This is a genomic window from Corynebacterium gallinarum, assembly GCF_014837045.1.
Lineage (GTDB): Bacteria > Actinomycetota > Actinomycetes > Mycobacteriales > Mycobacteriaceae > Corynebacterium > Corynebacterium gallinarum.
This window is the reverse complement of sequence record NZ_JACSPR010000009.1, coordinates 61,574-76,503: the sequence shown is the minus strand read 5'-3', so window position 1 is coordinate 76,503 and position 14,930 is coordinate 61,574. Positions and strand designations below refer to the sequence as shown.

13 protein-coding genes are annotated in these 14,930 nt (G+C 62.9%); 7 read left to right on the top strand and 6 right to left on the bottom strand.

All coding sequences use genetic code 11. The features are described from left to right. Positions 1 to 3 precede the first annotated feature (3 nt). The 5 genes from H9627_RS11805 (at position 4) to H9627_RS11785 (ending at position 5,598) form a co-directional block, all read left to right on the top strand. Complete coding sequence (locus H9627_RS11805) at positions 4 to 1,365, top strand: sugar nucleotide-binding protein (protein WP_191734237.1); 1,362 nt, start codon at positions 4 to 6, stop codon at positions 1,363 to 1,365. Position 1,366: 1 nt separating this feature from the next. Beyond that, positions 1,367 to 2,233: a glucose-1-phosphate thymidylyltransferase RfbA gene (gene rfbA / locus H9627_RS11800; protein ID WP_191734236.1), complete on the top strand. Its 867-nt coding sequence runs from the start codon at positions 1,367 to 1,369 to the stop codon at positions 2,231 to 2,233. A gap of 3 nt (positions 2,234 to 2,236) precedes the next feature. Continuing rightward, positions 2,237 to 2,599, top strand: a complete 363-nt coding sequence (locus H9627_RS11795) for an SdpI family protein (RefSeq protein WP_191734235.1) — start codon at positions 2,237 to 2,239, stop codon at positions 2,597 to 2,599. 290 nt (positions 2,600 to 2,889) lie between these two features. Next, positions 2,890 to 4,500, top strand: coding sequence for an FAD-dependent oxidoreductase (locus H9627_RS11790; RefSeq protein WP_191734234.1), 1,611 nt, complete (start codon positions 2,890 to 2,892; stop codon positions 4,498 to 4,500). Positions 4,501 to 4,554: 54 nt separating this feature from the next. Continuing rightward, positions 4,555 to 5,598 carry an NAD(P)-dependent alcohol dehydrogenase gene (locus H9627_RS11785; protein WP_191734233.1) on the top strand — a complete coding sequence of 348 codons (1,044 nt, stop codon included), beginning with the start codon at positions 4,555 to 4,557 and terminating at the stop codon, positions 5,596 to 5,598. 68 nt (positions 5,599 to 5,666) lie between these two features. Here H9627_RS11785 and H9627_RS11780 read toward each other — a convergent pair whose 3' ends face one another. Continuing rightward, positions 5,667 to 7,784 (bottom strand): bifunctional metallophosphatase/5'-nucleotidase, encoded by a 2,118-nt coding sequence (locus H9627_RS11780; protein WP_191734232.1) that lies wholly within the window; start codon positions 7,782 to 7,784, stop codon positions 5,667 to 5,669. A gap of 198 nt (positions 7,785 to 7,982) precedes the next feature. Next, positions 7,983 to 9,041, bottom strand: coding sequence for a glycosyltransferase family 2 protein (locus tag H9627_RS11775; protein WP_191734231.1), 1,059 nt, complete (start codon positions 9,039 to 9,041; stop codon positions 7,983 to 7,985). Positions 9,042 to 9,207: 166 nt separating this feature from the next. Here H9627_RS11775 and H9627_RS11770 point away from each other — a divergent pair, with 166 nt between their 5' ends. Together H9627_RS11770 and H9627_RS11765 are read left to right on the top strand one after the other, a co-directional pair. Beyond that, positions 9,208 to 9,942 carry a glycosyltransferase family 2 protein gene (locus tag H9627_RS11770; protein ID WP_191734230.1) on the top strand — a complete coding sequence of 245 codons (735 nt, stop codon included), beginning with the start codon at positions 9,208 to 9,210 and terminating at the stop codon, positions 9,940 to 9,942. Further along, positions 9,939 to 10,307 (top strand): DUF2304 domain-containing protein, encoded by a 369-nt coding sequence (locus H9627_RS11765; RefSeq protein WP_191734229.1) that lies wholly within the window; start codon positions 9,939 to 9,941, stop codon positions 10,305 to 10,307. Before H9627_RS11770 ends, H9627_RS11765 begins: the two co-directional genes overlap by 4 nt. 563 nt (positions 10,308 to 10,870) lie before the next feature. Here the strand turns inward: H9627_RS11765 and H9627_RS11760 are convergent. From H9627_RS11760 to H9627_RS11745, 4 genes are all read right to left on the bottom strand, one after another. After that, the gene (locus tag H9627_RS11760) at positions 10,871 to 11,806 is read right to left on the bottom strand and encodes an NAD-dependent epimerase/dehydratase family protein (protein ID WP_191734228.1); all 936 of its coding nucleotides are present in this window, start codon (positions 11,804 to 11,806) and stop codon (positions 10,871 to 10,873) included. Positions 11,807 to 11,839: 33 nt separating this feature from the next. Further along, complete coding sequence (locus tag H9627_RS11755; protein WP_191734227.1) at positions 11,840 to 13,042, bottom strand: MFS transporter; 1,203 nt, start codon at positions 13,040 to 13,042, stop codon at positions 11,840 to 11,842. A 110-nt stretch (positions 13,043 to 13,152) separates the two neighbouring features. Continuing rightward, entirely contained in the window at positions 13,153 to 13,788 is a 636-nt protein-coding gene (locus H9627_RS11750) for an MBL fold metallo-hydrolase (protein WP_191734226.1), read from the bottom strand. A 2-nt stretch (positions 13,789 to 13,790) separates the two neighbouring features. Beyond that, the gene (locus H9627_RS11745; RefSeq protein ID WP_191734225.1) at positions 13,791 to 14,897 is read right to left on the bottom strand and encodes an S-(hydroxymethyl)mycothiol dehydrogenase; all 1,107 of its coding nucleotides are present in this window, start codon (positions 14,895 to 14,897) and stop codon (positions 13,791 to 13,793) included. Positions 14,898 to 14,930: the final 33 nt, after the last annotated feature.

Sequence of the window (14,930 nt, the reverse complement as noted above, 5' to 3'; positions counted from 1 at the left end):
CCCATGACCTCATTCAATAAGGAACTCACCCTGCGCGACACCGCCATCGAGGGCCTGCTGATCTTCGATTTCCCCGTCCACGGCGATAACCGCGGCTGGTTCAAGGAAAACTGGCAACGCAACAAGATGACCAGCATGGGCCTACCGGATTTCGGACCGGTGCAAAACAATATGAGCTTCAACGCGACTGCCGGCACCACCCGTGGTCTGCACGCCGAGCCCTGGGACAAGTTCGTTTCCGTGGGCACCGGCCGCGTCTTCGGCGCGTGGTGCGATCTGCGTGAGGGATCCCCCACCTTTGGTGCGGTGGTCACTCAGGAGATCACCCCGGATGTCGGCGTCTACGTCCCGCGCGGGGTGGCCAACGGTTTCCAGGCGCTCGAGGACAACACGCTCTACACCTACCTGGTCAATGACCACTGGTCGCCTAACGCGCACTACGCCAACGTCAACCTCGACATGATCGACTGGCCCCTGCCGATCACCGAGATCTCCGACAAGGACAAGAACCACCCCGCGCTTATCGACGCCTCCCCCCTGCCCTCCCGCAAGGTTCTGATCACCGGCGCTGCTGGTCAGTTGGGCACCGCCCTACGGGCGGTGTTCCCGACGGCCGAATTCGTCGGCCGTGAGGAACTCGATATCACGGGCCCACTGGATCGCCCTTGGAAGCAGTACTCCGCCATCATCAACGCCGCCGCTTACACGGCAGTGGATAAGGCCGAAGATGACGGCCGCGCCGCAGCCTGGGCCATCAACGCCCAGGCGGTGGCCAACCTCGCCACGGTGGCACGGGAGAACAACCTCACCCTGGTGCATATCTCCTCCGACTACGTCTTCGATGGCACCGCCAATGGTGAATACACCGAGGATGCGCCACTATCCCCCTTAAGTGTCTACGGCCAGACCAAGGCCGCCGGTGACATCGCAGCGTCCACCGCACCGCGGCATTATGTGGTGCGCACCAGCTGGGTCATCGGCGAGGGCAACAATTTCGTGCGCACCATGAAGTCCCTGGATGAGCGCGGCATCAAGCCGTCGGTGGTGGATGACCAGATCGGCCGACTGAGCTTCACTGAAGATATTGCCGCCGGCATCAAACACCTGCTGGATACCCAGGCGCCCTTTGGCACCTACAACCTGAGTAACTCCGGTGCGCCTGCGTCCTGGGCTGATATCGCACGTATGATCTTCCGCAACCCCGAGGATGTCACAGGTGTGAGTACGGCGGAGTATTTCGTCGATAAGCAGGGGGCCGCACCGCGCCCACTGAACTCGCGGCTGGACCTGAGCAAGCTGAGTGCTGCTGGGTTCACCGCGCCGGATTGGCGCGATCGTCTGGCTGATTACTTGAAGGAGCTATAAGATGAAGGGCATTATTCTCGCCGGTGGGTCCGGCACGCGCCTGTATCCGATCACCAAGGCCATCTCCAAGCAGCTGATGCCGATCTATGACAAACCGATGGTCTACTATCCCCTGACCACGCTGATCCAGGCCGGTATCCGCGAGATCCTCATCATCACCACCCCAGAAGACCGCCCTGCGTTTGAGCGCCTGCTTGGCGACGGCACCCACTGGGGTATTTCGCTCAGCTACGCCGTGCAGCCCTCCCCTGATGGCCTGGCGCAGGCATTCATCATCGGCGAGGACTTCATCGGCGACGACGATGTGGCACTCGTGCTTGGCGACAACATCTTCGACGGCGCCCAACTCGGTCGCGCGCTCAAGGAATGCTCCGATCCCGATGGTGGCATCGTGTTCGCCTACGAGGTCTCCGACCCGGAGCGCTACGGCGTGGTGGAATTCGACGCGGATAACCGTGCGGTGTCGATTGAGGAAAAGCCGGTGGAGCCGAAGTCCAACTTCGCGGTGGTGGGCCTGTACTTCTACGACAACCGGGTGGTGGAGATCGCCAAATCCATCGAACCGTCTGAGCGTGGCGAGCTGGAGATCACCTCCGTCAACGAGGCCTACCTGCAGGCCGGCGCCCTGAACGTCCAACGCCTGGACCGCGGTGACGTGTGGCTGGACACCGGCACCATTGACTCCATGAGTGAGGCATCTGCATATGTGGAGGTGCTGCAAAAACGCACCGGCAACATCATCGGCTCACCTGAGGTCGCAGCCTACCGGGAAGGGTTCATCAGCGCGGAGGAGCTGGTGGCACTGGGCGAAGGTCTGAAGAAATCCGGGTACGGCCACTACCTGCTGCGGGCTGCGGGGGATCGCTAGATCATGAGTGAGGAGGCTGTCGGCCTCGTCCCGTTGTTGTTCTCCGTGGTGATGCTTGCTGCCCTGTGCATCGGGGTGACGCGGGCTGCCGCGGATGGACGGCTTCCCCACAACGGCGGGGTGGGCATCCGAACCCGTCGAACCACCCGTTCGCCGGAGGCCTGGTACGCAGGGCATGCCGCTGCGTTGCCGGTGCTGGGGTGGTTGTGGTGGGTGGCTGCCCTGACGGTTGTGGGGGCCGTGGTGATGCAGTGGCAACTCGGCGGGGCCTGGGGCATCGTGGCAGGTCTGGTCGGTCTGGCGGTGGAGGTAGTGATACTGAGTTATGCCACCTACCTGGCGGGCAGGGCCGCGGACAGGGCCTGATCCCCGGCGTAAGGTGGTTGACGGTGTGTGGGTGAAGCTACTCACAGTCTCTTGGGCGAGCATACCCCAGGGGGTATACTGAATGGCAGAACAATCCTTCACCCTGCTCTAAGGAGACCCCCATGTGTTACCCCGTTAAATGCCCAACCTGCGGCAAGACCACCTGGGATGGTTGCGGCCAGCATATTGACCAGGTCAAGGCCAGCGTGGCACCGAACCAGTGGTGCACCTGCGCACACAACCAGCCTGCAGCCAGAAAATAACAACCAGCAAAGGAAACAACTAACCTCATGACCACCACTGTGATCGTCGGCGGCGTCGCCGGCGGAATGTCCACCGCTGCTCGCCTCCGTCGTCGTGATGAGGAGATGGAGATCATCGTCCTCGAGGCATCAGGTTATGTCTCCTTCGCCAACTGCGGCCTGCCCTACCACGTCTCCGGGGTCATCCCGGAGCGTGATTCCCTGCTGCTGCAGACCCCGGAATCACTCGCCCAGAGGTTCAACCTGGATGTGCGCGTAAACACCCGCGCCACCGCCATCGACCGGGAGAACAAGACCGTGACCACAGGAAACGGTGAGTCCATCTCCTATGACTACCTGGTGCTCTCCCCCGGCGCGACCCCGATCATGCCGCCCATCACCGGCATTGAGCGCGCCCTCAACCTGCGCACCGTGGAGGATGTGGACACGGTCATCGCAGCCCTGACCGAGGACGTGAAGACCGCTGCCATCATCGGTGGTGGTTTCATCGGCCTGGAGATGGCGGAGAACCTGCGCCACCGTGGGCTGGAGGTCACGGTGATTGAGCGGGCGCCGCAGATTATGACGCCGCTGGATGAGGAGATGGCGGTGATCGTCGAAAAGCATCTCGTTGACAACGGCGTCACGGTGATCACCGGTGGCGACACCACCGACATCGCCGCCGACCGCCTCACCCTCGCCGACGGCCGCACGGTGCCCGCCGACATGGTCATCGCGTCCATCGGCGTGAAGCCGGCCAGCGACCTGGCCGCCGACGCCGGGCTCGAGGTGGGTGAGCGCGGTGGCATCAAGGTGGATGAGCAGCAGCGCACCAGCGACCCGTCGATCTTCGCGCTTGGCGACGCCGCCGAGAAACTCGATGCGGTCTCCGGCGAGGACACCCTCGTCCCCCTCGCCCAAACGGCCAACCGCCACGGCCGCCTGGTCGCCGACATCATCACCGGCCGCGACGTGCGCCGCACCCCGACCCTGGGCACCGCGATCGTCGGACTCTTCGACATGGCCGCCGGTTCCGTCGGCTGGAATGAGCGCCGCGCGCGTGCCGCGGATAAGAACATCCGCGTCATCCACACCCACCCCTCCGATCACGCCGGTTACTACCCCGGCGCGGAGATGCTCCACCTCAAGCTGGTCGTCGACGCAGACACCGACGCGATCCTCGGCGCGCAGGCCGTCGGTGGTGCGGGCGTGGATAAGCGTATCGACGTCATCGCCACCGCCATGCGCGGCGGCCTCACCGCCACCGACCTCGCCGACCTGGAACTGGCCTACGCCCCGCAGTTCGGCTCCGCCAAGGACCCCGTCAACCTGCTCGGGTACGTCAACGACAACATGGTCAGCGGCGAGAAGACCGTGCAGTGGCACGAGCTTTCCGACGCGCTTTCCGACGGCTGGACGCTTGTCGACGTCCGCACCCCCGGCGAGTTCAACGCCGGCACCATCCCCGGTGCGGTGAACATTCCCGTCGACGACATCCGCGACCGCATCGATGAACTCGAAGGCCGCAAGGCCCTCGCCTTCTGCCGTGTCGGCCAGCGCGGCCACGTCGCCGCCAGCCTGCTCACCCACCTCGGCGTGGAATCCGCCAACCTCGACGGTGGCTTCATCACCTGGGAGCTGTCCCCGGCTGCTCAGTAGCGTTTGAGAAGGTGCACGTAGCCTACATTGCTCCCGGCCACTATCCTGGCCCGCATGACAATTCCAGTGAAGGCACTGCAAAAAACCGGGCCAGACGCACCATTCCAGATCACGACAATCCAGCGCCGTAACCCACGCGCAGATGATGTGGTGATCGACATCAAGGCCGCCGGCATCTGCCACAGCGATATCCACACCGTCCGCAACGAATGGGGCGAGGCGAATTTCCCACTGACCGTCGGCCATGAGATCGCCGGTGTGGTTTCCGCCGTGGGTTCAGAGGTCACCGACTGGAAGGTCGGTGACCGCGTCGGCGTGGGCTGCCTGGTGGATTCCTGCGGCACCTGCGAGATGTGCCAGCAGGGCTTTGAGAACCACTGCCTCAATGGGGCCGTTGGCACCTACAACTCCGTGGATGTGGACGGCACCATCACCCAGGGTGGCTACGCCGAGAAGATCGTCGTGTCCGAGCGGTTTGTCTGCCGGATCCCCGACGCACTGGATTTCGATGTCGCCGCCCCCCTGTTGTGCGCCGGCATCACGACTTTCTCCCCCATCGTCCAGTGGAATGTGAAGTCAGGCGACAAGGTGGCGGTCATGGGCCTGGGCGGGCTCGGGCACATGGGCGTGCAGATCGCAGCCGCCAAGGGCGCTGAGGTGACCGTGCTGTCGCGCTCCCTGAAGAAGGCGGAGGTGGCGGAGTCCCTCGGCGCTACCCGGACCCTGGCGACCTCCGATGAGAGCTTCTTCAACGACTACCGCGGGGAATTCGATTTCATCCTCAACACCATCAGCGCAAACATCAACCTCGGCGCCTACTTGAGTCTGCTCAAGCCCCGCGGGGTGATGGCCGTGGTGGGTCTGCCACCGGAGAAGCAGCCCCTGAGCTTCGGTTCCCTCATCGGTGGCAGCAAGGTGCTCACCGGTTCCAATATCGGCGGTATCCCGGAGACCCAGGAGATGCTGGATTTCTGCGCCGAACACGGCCTGGGCGCGCGGATCGAGAAGATCAGTGTTCACGAGGTGGATGAGGCCTATGACCGGGTGGTGGCCGGCGACGTGCAGTTCCGCTTTGTGATTGACACCAGTACGTTCTAAACGTTCACCAAAAAAGTCCCTATCCCCACCTGTGTGGTGGAGATAGGGACTTTCTGGTTTAGCGGGAATTACATGTACTGACCTGCGATGGCCTGGATCTGGGCATTGAGCTGCGCCAGAGCAGGAATCTGAGCCAGGGCGGCCGGGAGTGCGCCACCCATGACGGAGTTGAAGAGGAAACCGGCGATGCCCGCGATAGCGGCGATCACGCCAGCAACACCGGCGAAGGCACCCACCGAGGAACCGAGCGCGGAACCGGAGACGGAGCCGTTATCGGAGCCGGTGCTGGGTTCGTCGTCGACAGGCGTCTCGGTGACGGTGACCGGCAGGGAGAAGGTGGTGCCGGCGTCGGTTTCCACCGACAGCTCGGTTGCGCCGGTGGGGACGGTGACGGTGACCGTTGCTGTGCCGGTGTTGTCGTACTTCTCAGGGAGGATGGTGGTGTCCACATCGGCGGTGACCACCTGGTCGCCGAGGGTGACGGTGACGGTGGTGGGCTTGGTCTCGCCGCCGGTGTAGGACAGGGAGGACAGATCGATGGTGATTTCCTCACCGGCGATCAGGGAACCATCCGCTGCGACACCGGGGCCGTCGAGCTGAATGCCCACGGAAGCGTGGTTGTCGCGGATCTCAACGTCGGGATTTTCCGCGAGGTACCGGTTGAACAAGTCGATGTCGATCATGCCGGAATTGAGCATGTCGCTGCCTTCAGCCAGAGCGGTGAAGCCGTCGCCACCGGCGAGCAGGAAGCTGGCTCCGGCCACACGGTAGGTGGCGTCCAGATCAAGTGGTACGCCATTAACGGTGACGTGGGTGATGCGCTCGCCGTCTGGACGGGACTCATCAAAGGAGTACTGAACGTTGTTGGACAGACCCAGTGCCAGGCGGGGGTGCTCCGCAGTGGGAGACTTCCACTGCTGCTCAAGAGCCTGCTTGAACTGGGCACCGGTGATATCGACGACACCGTAGGTGTTGCCGAAAGGCTGGACTGCGTACGCTTCGGCGAAGGTGACCGAGCCGGCCTCGAGGTCTGAGCGGACGCCACCGGCGTTCATGACACCGATGTCGGCAGACAGTGCAGTGAGTTCGTTCATGCCCCACAGTGCGGCCTCGGCGAGCAGGTTGTTGAGGGAGGATTCCACGCCACGGTTGCTGCCGTACGCGCCTTCGGAAGTCGCACCGCGGTAGAAGCTGTTCTCGATGGTGGTGACCACCTCGCCGCCAGCCTCGGCGGAAGCGTCGACCGCTGCAGTGACGATGTTCTGGACAGCAGCCACGACGGCGTTGCCCGGCACGGTATCGCAGGCAGCCAGGATCTCCTCCGCCACGACGTTGCGTGCCTCGATGTTGGTGATCTCACCGGCGGTGCGGTCGAAGGTGATCTCGACATCGGAGACAGCCTTGCCGTACTCCCAACCCTGGATCAGCACGAGTGGCTGCTTGCCCTCGCGGGCCGGGCCGGTCTCGACGCGGTTCTGGTGGGTGTGGCCCGCGAACACAACGTCGACGTCAGTGGAGAACTCGTCGGTTGCGGAAGCACCGGAGTGGATCAGGGCGATGACGACATCGACGTCAGCGGCGATGCGGGCGGCCTCGGTGTTGATGGCCGCGATGTCGTTGGTGAAGGTGAGGCCCGGGATGCCCGCCGGGGAGACCAGTGAGGCGGTCTCTTCGGTGACTGCGCCGACGTAACCAACCTTGACGCCACCGAGGTCCACGATCTCACTGCCGGCGGGTGCTGGGATCGCGCCGACGACGTTGGCGCCCAGGTACGGGAACTCTGCCTGGCCGGTGCCGTCCAGGGAGACGCGACCAGCCAGGTCAAGGAAACCTGCATCGAATTCGTGGTTTCCCAGTGCGGAGGCATCGACACCAATCGCGTTCAGCGCGTCCAGGGTCGGCTTGTCGTCCAGGATCGAGGTCTCGAAGGGAGAACCACCGATGTTGTCACCGACGGTAACGAAGCTGGTCAGTGGGTTGTCTGCACGCTCGGCCTCGACGTAGCAGGCGATACCGGCGATACCGGCTTCAGCGCCCTTCGGCTGCAGGTGACCGTGGAAGTCGGTGATGCCGAGGATGTTCAGCTCGACGGTGTTCTCTTGCGCGTAGGCGGGAACGGTGAGCGCACCCAGTCCGAGTCCGGTGGCGGTGACGACAGCAAGTGCCGTGCGGGAAAGCCTCTTCATTTGATCAAATTCTCCTGTGGGAAGGCATGCGTTCTTTAACAGGAGCATTGAAACCCATGGGAAAATGCACGAGCAGGGACTTTGTGTTCTATAAAAGTTTTATTAAGCATGAATTCATCCCCTTTGCCCCGCAGGTTCACCCACCCTGCCCCCGGTCGGGGTGGGCGGGGCGTGCGGGAGGGGATGAGGGAGGCGTCGTTAAGCAATAACGCGGAGGATCGCGCGGCAGGCCTGGTAATAGGCTTTGTAGATCCTGTTTACGGTCTTATTGCTGCCGAGCGCGCCGAGATTGGGGTTATCGAAACGCCACTCCATCTTCTCCAGGTACTCCGCAGGGGTGAGGGCACGAAGCTGCTGGGTCTTCCTGCGCAGGGCGACGATCTTCGGCAGATCACGGATGAGCAGACGCAGGGATTTCACCTTCAGGCCCAGGCGGTTCTCCTTCGCGGCGATCGCCCACAGACCCAGGTTCGCACCGAGAATCTGCGGGATGAGCACCACCAGCGTGGGCAGCGGCAGCACACTGAGCAGCAGCACATGCCGGTTGCGCTCGATGTAGATCCACTTGTAATCACCCTTGGCGTAGTCATAGTGGTGGGTGACATAACCCGAATGAACCAGACCAATGCGGCCGCCGGAGAGCAGCAGACGCGCCGAGAAATCCGTGTCCTCGTGGTACATGAAGTACAACTCCTCCATGCCACCGAGCTTCTGCCACCACTCGGTACGCACCACCAGACACGCGCCCGACGCGATGGAGATATCCGTGACCTCGGGGGTGTCATCAGCACTCTCCGGATGCAGACCGACAGGCTTGTCATCCAGCCCCGTCACCCACGACAACCCCGAGATGTGCAACGCGTTGCCCGCGGAGTTGATCGTGCCATCGGGGAGCAGGAGGTACGGCATGAACGCCGCCCACCGCTTATCGACGCGTCGCAGAGTATCAAACAACGTAGGATCCTCAATCACCGTGTCCGGGTTGAGGAAGAACAGCAGATCCACCTCATCCTGGATGCGCGCGGCCCCCACATTGCAGCCTGCAGCGAAACCACCGTTGTCGTGGTTGATGATCATGGCGTTATGTTTCTTGAGGCGATCCCCCACCACCGACTCCAACAACCACGGCTTGCGGTTATCCACCACCACCACGCGATCATTGGGGCGCAGCTGCCCGGCAAACGAATCCACCAGATCGGCCACATCCTGCTCGTGGCCATAGGAAACAATGACCACACCGATGCTGTTGCTACCCATCGATATCCTGGCTCCTTCATGCTGCTGTGGTATCCGGCGGGGACTGTGCGCTGCCCCTGATCTCGGTTAGCTTACCCGCCTGAGGTGTGGGTGCGGGGTGAAGGAGGCGTGGATAAGCCTGGCCTACCGGCAGACGCCGGAAAATGCACTAAGCTCTTTCAACATCATGGATGCGATACAGACAAGCAACACCGGCGCGCACGCTTCGCCGGATTTCAGCGACACATGGCTGGTCGTGCCCTGCTACAACGAGGGCACAGTCATCAGGGACGTCCTGATCAACGCCCGTCGGACCTTCCCCAACATCGTGGCGGTCAACGACGGCTCGCCCGACAACTCCGCCGAGGAAATCCACGCCAGCGGAGCCCACCTGGTCAACCACCCCGTCAACCTCGGCCAGGGCGCAGCGATCCAGACCGGGGTGGAATACGCCCGCAAACAACCCGGCGCTGCCTGCTTCGTCACGTTCGACGCCGACGGCCAACACCAGGTCAAGGACGTGGTGCGCATGGTCGAACGCCTGCGACAGGAGAACCTGGACATCATCGTGGGCACCCGCTTCGGCCGCCCCCGCGAAGAAGACGACCAGGTGCCCTGGATCAAACGCCTGGTGCTGCGCACCGTGGTGCTGCTGTCCCCAAAGACCCGCAAACTGGGGCTCACCGATGCCCACAACGGCCTGCGCGTGTTCAATCAGAAAGTAGCGCAGGAACTCAACATCCGGATGAACGGCATGTCGCACGCCTCCGAATTCATCGACCAGATCGTCGACCGCGGCTGGCGCATCGCCGAGGAACCCGTGGATATCCTCTACACCGAATACTCAATGAGCAAGGGCCAGTCCCTGCTCAACGGCGTGAACATCCTCGCCGACGGATTCCTCGCCAGGAGGCTGCCATGACCGACTCCACCACCCAGATCATCATCCAGATACTTCTGCTGCTCGCCACCGGCGGCCTGGCACTGTACTTCCTGAGCAACCGCCGAAAGGCCCGCGCCAAGGCATGGGTGAAGATCGGTTTCCTCATGTTCATCGTGGCCGCCGTATGGGCAGTACTGCGCCCGGAGGACCTCACCGCTGTAGCCAACCTCGTCGGCGTGGGCCGCGGCACTGATCTGCTGCTCTATGTGCTGGTGGTGGCGTTCATCTTCACCACACTGTCCAGCTATGTGCGATTCCGTGAGCTGGAACTGCGTTATGCCAAGCTGGCACGTGCCGTGGCCCTGCAGAATCCGGTGCTGCCGGAGGACTCCGTACAGAAGTAGCTGGTAGGCGCCGTTTTAAGAGGTTGATGACGGCCGGATGCACTCAGGGGTGGGGGCATGGTTGCTGGGCGCTTAAACGGCGCTGTGGAGGGGCCGGTTTTCGGGGGCCGGGTGGGTGGAAGTGGAGGATTTCGACACACGGGCTGGTCAGCAGGGTTGCTGTGTCGAAAAAATCGAACCCGAATGGCTCTTGGGTTTAAAAAATCGACACACCCCGGGCTTCGGTGCCGGGGTGTGTCGAAAAAATCGAAGGGTGCGGCAGCGACCTGGTGGCGGGTGGTTGTCGGCTGCTGGGTAGCGCTGCTCTAAGGCGCTGATGCTGGCTGGATGCACTCAGGGGTGGGCGCGTGTTTGCTGACCGCTTAGACGGCGTTGTGGTGGGGACGTTTTTCGGGGGTCCGGTGTGCGGAAGTGGAGGATTTCGACACACAGTCTGGCCAGCGGGGTGGGCGTGTTGAAAAAGTCGAACTCGAATGGCCTTGGGGGTTGAAAAAATCGACACACCCCGGGCTGCTGGCGCAGAATGTGTCGAAAAAATCGAAGGGTGCGGGGGGCGGGGCGCGCTAGTTGTGGCGGAAGTACTCCACGGTGTTGGCCACGCCCTGCTTGATGTCCACCTCAGGCTCCCAACCCAGGACCTCCTTGGCGCGGGCGAAGGACAGGGCACTGCGGGGCACATCGCCGAGACGGGCCGGTGCGTATTCCGGATTGTCCTGTGCGCCGGCGGCTTCGGCGACCAGGGTGTGCAGCTGGCGGTCGGAGGTTTCCACCGAGGTGCCGATGTTGAAGCGCATGCCGCCGCCGATCTCGCCGGAGGCCAGGTAGAAGGCGCGGACCACATCGCCGACGTAGACGTAGTCGCGGGTGTTGCCGCCGTCGCCAAACACGCGGGTGGGTCCACCAGCGAGCAGGCGCTGGGAGAAGATGGCCACCACACCGGCCTCGCCGTGGGGATCCTGGCGTGGGCCGTAGACATTGGCCGGGGCGATGTGGGAGCAGTCCAGTCCGTAGAGGTGGCGGTAGGTGTTGAGGTAGATCTCGCCGGAAACCTTGGAGGCGGCATACGGGGAATGCGGATCCACGGGGATGTCCTCGCTGACGGGGAACTCGGAGGGTTCGCCGTAGATGGAGCCGCCGGAGGAGGTGAACACCACCTTGCGCACACCATGCTGGCGAGCTGCGTCAGCGATGCGGATGGTGGAGAGGATGTTGGTTTCTGCGTCGTGAAGCGGGTCGGCGACAGACGCTCGGACGTCGATCTGGGCGGCGAGGTGGAAGATCACCTCGGGGGTGTGCTCGGCGAGGAACTCATTGAAGTCCACGTCCAGGAGATCCGCCTCGACGAAGGTGAGTTTTCCGGTGGCTTCGGCGTCACGGAGGTTCTCCAAACGACCGCGGGAGAGATTATCGATCACCACAACCTCGTGCCCGTTGGCGATGAGAAGGTCTGTGAGATGGGATCCAATGAAGCCGGCGCCGCCGGTGACTACTGTACGCATGCAGACAACTCTAATCCCATACCCCGGAATTGGTCAGAGTTTGCGGGAGGTTACGCTCACAATGATCAGGCAGATGACCGCCATGACGGTGCCGAAGCCCAGCATCTGCGGGTAGGTGAAGAATTCGCTGAGTCGGGTGAGCACCGCGGGAAAGATCATGCCGGTGTACGTCAGGGCGTAGAAGATGCCGGTCAGGCCCGCCAGGTCGGTGGGGGTGGCGATGCGTTGGGTGTCGGCAAGCCCCATGAACATGCCCAGACCATAGGCCAGACCCAGGATCACGCAGACAACCAGCGCCCACCACGGATGCGGATTCGTCGCGACCCACACCGAACCTGCCATGCCCAGCACAGTCACCGACATCGCGAGGATCGGGCCGCGGGTTCTGCTCTCCCCCATGATCTGCGGGCCGAACTGCTGGATGATGAAACCGGATCCCAGGGTGACCAACGCAATCAGGGCGGAATACGCGACGGAGTATTCCACCATGTCGCGCAGCAGTGTGGGCAGGATGGCGTAGGAGACGAAGGCCGCGCCGAACACCCACGGGGCCATGGGCACCACCACAAAAAGGAAGCGTTTGTTCTTCGCCGAGGGCACCAGGATGTCAGCCCAGAAGGAACCCTTCACCTTCAGGTGTGCGGACTGACGGGTCTCCGGGGCGGTGAGGATCAACGGCAGCAGGACCAGCGACAACACGATATGCAGCAGATAGGGCAACTGACCGGGCAGCGGCAGCCACTGCGCCATGACACCAGCCACGGCGGGACCAAGTGCGAAGCCACCGGTCAGGGACATCGATGCACGGCGGGCGCCCTCGCTGGGTTTCACGCCGGGCTCGAAACGCGGATGGGCCAGTTCCTTGATCCAGGAACCCCCCACCGTCATGGCCATGCCCACCGAGATACCCGACAGGGTGCGGCCGATCGCCATGAGCACACCCAGTTCCTCACCGGAGGCGATGAACGCCGAACCCAGGGCCGCGATCAGAGGCGCAGGCAGCATGAGGGCCCGTCGGCCGAAACGGTCGGACAGCGGGCCTGCACCCAGCAGACCCACGGCCACGCCGATGGCATAGCAGACCAGCATCATATCGATGAAGAGATCACTGAAGATGCCCTGCTCCCGGTAGAGCACCAGCAGCGGAGTGAATTCGTTTCCACCCCATGCCACGGTGAACACCGACAATGCCACCGCCAGCCAGACCTGCCGTTGCCCACGCTTGTTCACATTCATGACCGCTATGTTATGGATCACACCGGGTTTGTGAATAGGAAAGGCGGAACAACCGCATACAGTACGGTCGTTCCGCCCTAAATAGGGGGTGATTTACTTACGCCCTGGCGTTAGTAACCCCTCTTGATCCATTCCTCCAGGTGTGGAGCCTCGGCACCAACCGTGGTGTGGTCACCGTGTCCGGTGCGCACCGTGGTTTCGGCGGGAAGGTCCAGGATGGAGGTCTTGAGGGATTCGATGATGGTGTCGAAGGAGCTGTACTTGCGCCCCGTCGCACCGGGACCGCCCTGGAAGAGGGTGTCGCCGGAGAACAGTTCATCGGCCTCGGGGACGTAGAAGCTGCAGGAACCCGGGGAGTGGCCGGGGGTGTTGAGCACGATGAGTTCGGTGCCGGCGATGTCGAAGCGTTGGCCGTCGACAAGCTCTTCGTGCTTGAGGTCCCCGTGGGTCTCCTCCCACAGCATCCGGTCACCCGGATGGACGAAGATGGGGGCGTCGAATTCGCGCGCCAGCTCGGGCGCGACGGTGATGTGGTCATTGTGTGCGTGGGTGCACAGAATGCCCTTCACCTTGCGGCCACCCACCGCGTTCATGATGGGGGTGGCGTTGTGGGCGGCGTCGATGATGTAGACCTCGTCGTTGTTGCCCACGATCCAGATGTTGTTGTCCACCTCCCACTCCCCGCCGTCGAGGGCGAAGATTCCGGAGGTGACAACGTTTTCTACCTTCAGGTCATGATGTGCCATGTTTACAACTCCACCACCGATCGCAGGACGTCGCCGGCCTTCATAGTGTTGAAAGCCTCCTCGACATCATCCAGACCGATGCGCTCAGAAACGAACTTGTCCAATGGGAAACGGCCCTGCAGATGCAGTTCCACATAGGCCGGGAAATCGCGTTCCGGCAGGCAGTCGCCGTACCAGGCCGGACGCAGGGAACCGCCACGACCGTAGAAATCGATGGCGGGGATATCAATGCGAGAGGTCAGGTTCGGGACACCGACCATCACCATGCGGCCGGCGTGGTCGCGGGAGTAGAAGGCCTGCTGCCAGGTCGGCATGATGCCCACGGCGTCGATGGTGACATCGGTGCCGAAACCGCCGGTCAGCTCACGGATCTTGGCCACCACCTCGGACTCCTCGCCCTCACCGGACAGGCCGGAGGAGTTGATGACATCGGTGGCGCCGAAATCCTTGGCCCACTCGAGCTTGCGCTCGTCGATATCCACGGCGATGATCTTCGACGCACCGGCCAGTTTCGCGCCAGCGATCGCAGCCATGCCCACGCCGCCCAGGCCGAACACGGCCACGGACTCACCGAGCTGGATATCGGCGGTGTTGACGGCCGCACCGAGACCGGCCATGATGCCACAGCCCAGCAGGCCGGCGGCGGCCGGATCCTCATCCGGGTTGACCTTGGTGCACTGGCCCTCATGGACCAGGGTCTTCTCAATAAACGCACCGATGCCCAGGGCCGGGCTCAGCTCGGTGCCGTCCTCCAAGGTCATCTTCTTGGAGGCGTTATGGGTGTTGAAGCAGTACTTCGGCTCACCCTTCTTGCAGGCACGGCACTCGCCGCACACCGCACGCCAGTTGAGCACCACGAAATCGCCGACCTCCACGTGGGTGACATTCTCACCCACCACGGAGACCACACCCGCGGCCTCATGGCCGAGCAGGTAGGGGAACTCATCGGAGATATCACCGTCGCGGTAAGCCAGGTCGGTGTGGCAGACACCGCACGCCTGGATGTCCACGATGACATCATTGGCGCCGGGATCCGGCACAACAACGTTGACCTTCTCCACCGGCGCGCCCTTGGACCGGGCGATGATGCCGGGAACAGTAAAACTCATAGTCACTCCTCTGTATATTGCAGATGCTGTCAC